General features: G+C 62.5%; 3 protein-coding genes and 1 pseudogene. 2 read left to right on the forward strand and 2 right to left on the reverse strand.

The genetic code is table 11. The features are described from left to right. Together EN745_RS31670 and EN745_RS31675 are read right to left on the reverse strand one after the other, a co-directional pair. Positions 1–129, reverse strand: a pseudogene (locus tag EN745_RS31670) (bifunctional riboflavin kinase/FAD synthetase); the annotation flags it as partial. Between the two features lie 9 nt (positions 130–138). Beyond that, on the reverse strand, positions 139–999 hold the full coding sequence (locus EN745_RS31675) for a TIGR01459 family HAD-type hydrolase (RefSeq protein WP_189363220.1): 861 nt from the start codon (positions 997–999) through the stop codon (positions 139–141). A 323-nt stretch (positions 1,000–1,322) separates the two neighbouring features. Between EN745_RS31675 and EN745_RS31680 the strand changes: the two genes are divergently transcribed. Together EN745_RS31680 and EN745_RS31685 are read left to right on the forward strand one after the other, a co-directional pair. Beyond that, positions 1,323–3,239 carry a TadE/TadG family type IV pilus assembly protein gene (locus EN745_RS31680; protein WP_245487884.1) on the forward strand — a complete coding sequence of 639 codons (1,917 nt, stop codon included), beginning with the start codon at positions 1,323–1,325 and terminating at the stop codon, positions 3,237–3,239. A 48-nt stretch (positions 3,240–3,287) separates the two neighbouring features. Further along, the coding region (locus tag EN745_RS31685) for a TadE/TadG family type IV pilus assembly protein (protein ID WP_189363221.1) at positions 3,288–3,674 on the forward strand (387 nt) is incomplete at its 3' end.

Raw genomic sequence — 3,674 nt, forward strand, 5'->3', positions numbered from 1 at the left:
CTCCAGCACCGCCTGGTGGCCGCGATGGACGCCGTCGAAATTGCCGATCGCCACCACGCCGCCGCGCAAATGGGTCGGCAGCGGCGATGTCGCCGAGATGCGCGCGAAGCTTTGTGAGGTTTCCGTCATGGAACGCCCCTATTGCAGCCTTGGAATGACCGCGACCGGGCGGTAGCCGTGCTTATCGAGAAAGGCGGCGAGCCTGTCGGGATCGGGCTGCAGCGGATCGCCATAGTCGCGGGCATGGATGCCTCCCGAGACATAGAGCACGTCGAATCCATTGTCGGCCGCGCCCTTGATGTCGGTCATCAAGCCGTCGCCGATGGCCAGCACCCGCGAGCGTTCGACGGGACGCCCGAGCAGGCCGGCAACCTCCTTCATCGCGACGTCGTAGATCGGCGCGTAGGGTTTGCCGGCGATCAGGGTTCGCCCGCCAAGCTGGGCGTAGTCGCGGGCAAGCGCACCGGCGCACCAGATCATGCGTTCGCCGCGCTCCACCACGATGTCGGGGTTGGCGCAGATGAACGGCAGGTCGCGGGCGCGCAGCCGCCGCAGCAAGTCGGCATAGTCGGAAGGCTTTTCCACCTCGTCGTCGAACAGGCCGGTGCAGACCACGCCGGAGGCCTCGAACTCCTCGACCAGATCGACGCCGAGGCTGTCATAGAGGGTGAAATCGCGGTCGGGGCCGATGTGGAAGATCTTTCTCGGGCCCTCGGCGATCAGATCGCGGGTGACGTCGCCGGAGGTGACGATGCGGTCATAGGCGTCGGTGGGAACGCCTATCGCGTTCATCTGCGCAACGACATCGGCGCTGCGGCGCGGCGAGTTGGTGATCAGCACGATCGGGACGTCCGCCGCGCGCGCCGCGGCCAGTGCCAGCGCGGCCTGGGGAAAATGCCATTCGCCATTGTGCACCACGCCCCAGACATCGCACAGGATGGCCGAATAGGCACCCGACAAATCCGCGAGCGAGCCGATGATGTCTGGCAGATCCGCCATGCTGTCTACCCTGCCGATCGTTGCGAAAGCCGCCGCCGACGGTCCGCCGCGGCCGGTCCCGCATTAACCGAAGCGCCTCATCCTGTCACCAGCTTTCGGCAGACAGCACCCGCTACCGCAGGACTGATACCGTGGGCAGGACACGCGTTCGCGACTGAATTCCCAGCCCCCTCGGCACCCTCGCCGCGAGCCCGATGGTTAACGGGCCTTGAAAACGCAGGTTGAGGTTGGATGCATTCGCGCAACCTGAAATTTAATGATCTGTGACCATGGTTGCAGATCAACTACGACCTTGGTCGTATATTAGTGGGGGACTAAAGGCTATGATCCGCAAGTTGGGGGCGATGATCCGCAGCTTCGTGCACAACAGGCGGGGCAACTATGCCTTGATTGCCGTCATCACGATGGTGCCTGTGATGGGCGGCGTGGCATTGGCGGTCGACTATACGGAGCTGGTTCGCCAAAAACAGGAAACGTTGAACGCGCTCGATGCCGCCGGCGTCGCCACGGCGCAGCAGATCGTCGCCAATGTAAGCGATGCCGATGCCAAGGCTTATGCGAAGAACTTCTTCGAAGCCAATCTGTCGCATGTCAGCCCGGCCGACACCACGCTGAGCGTCACCTTGCCCAACAACAATAACGGTGGCGGCACGCTGAAGCTTTGCGCGAACCTGCGCTACCATCCGTTTTTCCTGCCGGCTGCCGCAATGCTGATCGGCAGGACGGCCAGCGACCGAAGCTTGACCGCGTGCTCGGAAGTCCGACTGAAGAACACCCTGGAAGTCGCCCTGGTGCTCGACAATTCCGGCTCGATGAGCACGAATGGATCCGGTACCGGCCAGCAGCGAATAGAGTTGCTCAAGACCGCCGCGACAGAACTCGTCAACACGTTGGCCCTGCAGGCAGGCCAAATGAAGCAGGTCACCAAGCCGGTGCAATTCGCCCTGGTACCGTTTTCGGCCTCGGTCAATGTCGGCTCAGCCAACAAGGACAAGACCTGGATGGATCTCGGCGGCATCTCGCCGGTGCATCATGAGAATTTCGACTGGACGCAGATGAACAAGACCGTCTCCGGCGTCGATCCGAACAAATACATCGAGAAGGTTGGCGACGCCTACTACCAGAGGGGCACCGGCTGGGGCGCCGACGCGGGCAAGGCAATGACCCGCTTCACCCTCTACCAGGATATGATGGCCACGACGCGAACCTGCACCAAGAAAAACCACGGCACGTGTCAGACTTATGTCGACACGACCGCCCAATACCAAGCCTGGAAAGGCTGCGTGGAAGCAAGGCCGTATCCTTACAATGTGGACGATACGACGCCGGCAACGTCCACACCCGCCAGCCTGTTCGTCCCGATGTTCGCTCCGGACGAGGCCGGCAATTTCTGGACCGACTCCACCCACGCCAGCACGACGTCATGGGGTTACACCAACAATTGGTGGGTGGATTCGGCCGACAGCCTGGCCGTCGCAAAACGCCAGTCGGATATGCGCAAGTATTTCGTCACAAAGCCCTACAACGCGGCGGCGGAGCCGGCTGACGGCGGCCCCAACTCCGGGTGCACGACTGCCGCCATCACGCCGTTGCAGGACATAACCACGACCACGGGCAAGAACACCATCACAAGCGCCATCAGCGCGATGACACCAACAGGCAATACCAACGTGCCGGAAGGGCTTGCCTGGGGCTGGCGGGCATTGTCGAGCAATGAGCCTTTCACGGACGGCCGGGCCAACACCGAAAGAGGCAACGACAAGGTCGTCATCGTGCTGACCGACGGCGCCAACACCTACAGCCCGATCGCCGACGCCACCTACGCCAAGAACATGTCGACTTACGCCGCGTATGGCTACACGGGCCTGACCTATCCGGGCTCCGGCACGTTGACCCGACTGTTCATGAACACCAGCGCTTCCGTTGGCAAGACGACCTACACCGCCGCCAACTACACGACGGCGCTCGACGAGCAGATGCAGACGCTTTGCGCCAATGCAAAGAATTCGAACGTCATCGTGATGACGGTTTCGCTTGACCTCGTGGAAACCAAATCCGCAGAAAAGGCCGCAATGGCTGCGCTGAAGACCTGTTCCTCGGACTCGAGGTTCCGAAAAGACCCGGCCGACCCGACCGGCAAGACAGCGGCGAAATTGTACTGGAACGCGACCGGCGCCACGCTGTCGAAAAGCTTCAAGGAAATCGCCGACGAACTGTCGAACCTGCGCATCGTCAGCTGACCGATGAAAGCGCCTTGCAGACCCCCCGCCCAGGGCCGCTTACGCGATATGCGTGACTTCTGGCGTGACTTCTGCCGCGACCGGCGCGGCAACTATGCCCTCATGACCGTGCTCGCCATGGTGCCGCTGATGGGAGCCGTGGCGCTGAGCGTCGACTATTCGAGCATGATCAGCGAGAAACAGAAGGTGGTGAACGCGCTCGACGCCGCCAATTTCGCCACCGCCCGCCGCCTTGCCGAAGGCGCCACCGACGACCAGCTGAGGGCCTATGCGCTGGAGTTCTTCAAGGCCAACCTGGGCGACAGTATCGATCCGGCCAACACCACGCTCAGCGTCACGCTGCCCAGCAGCACCACCGGCGGCGGCCTGGTGAAGCTCTGCGCGGCGCTGGTCTACAAGCCCTATTTCCTGCCGGCGGCGGCGATGCTGATCGAT

Source organism: Mesorhizobium sp. M4A.F.Ca.ET.022.05.2.1, from assembly GCF_003998845.1.
In the GTDB taxonomy this organism is placed as follows: domain Bacteria; phylum Pseudomonadota; class Alphaproteobacteria; order Rhizobiales; family Rhizobiaceae; genus Mesorhizobium.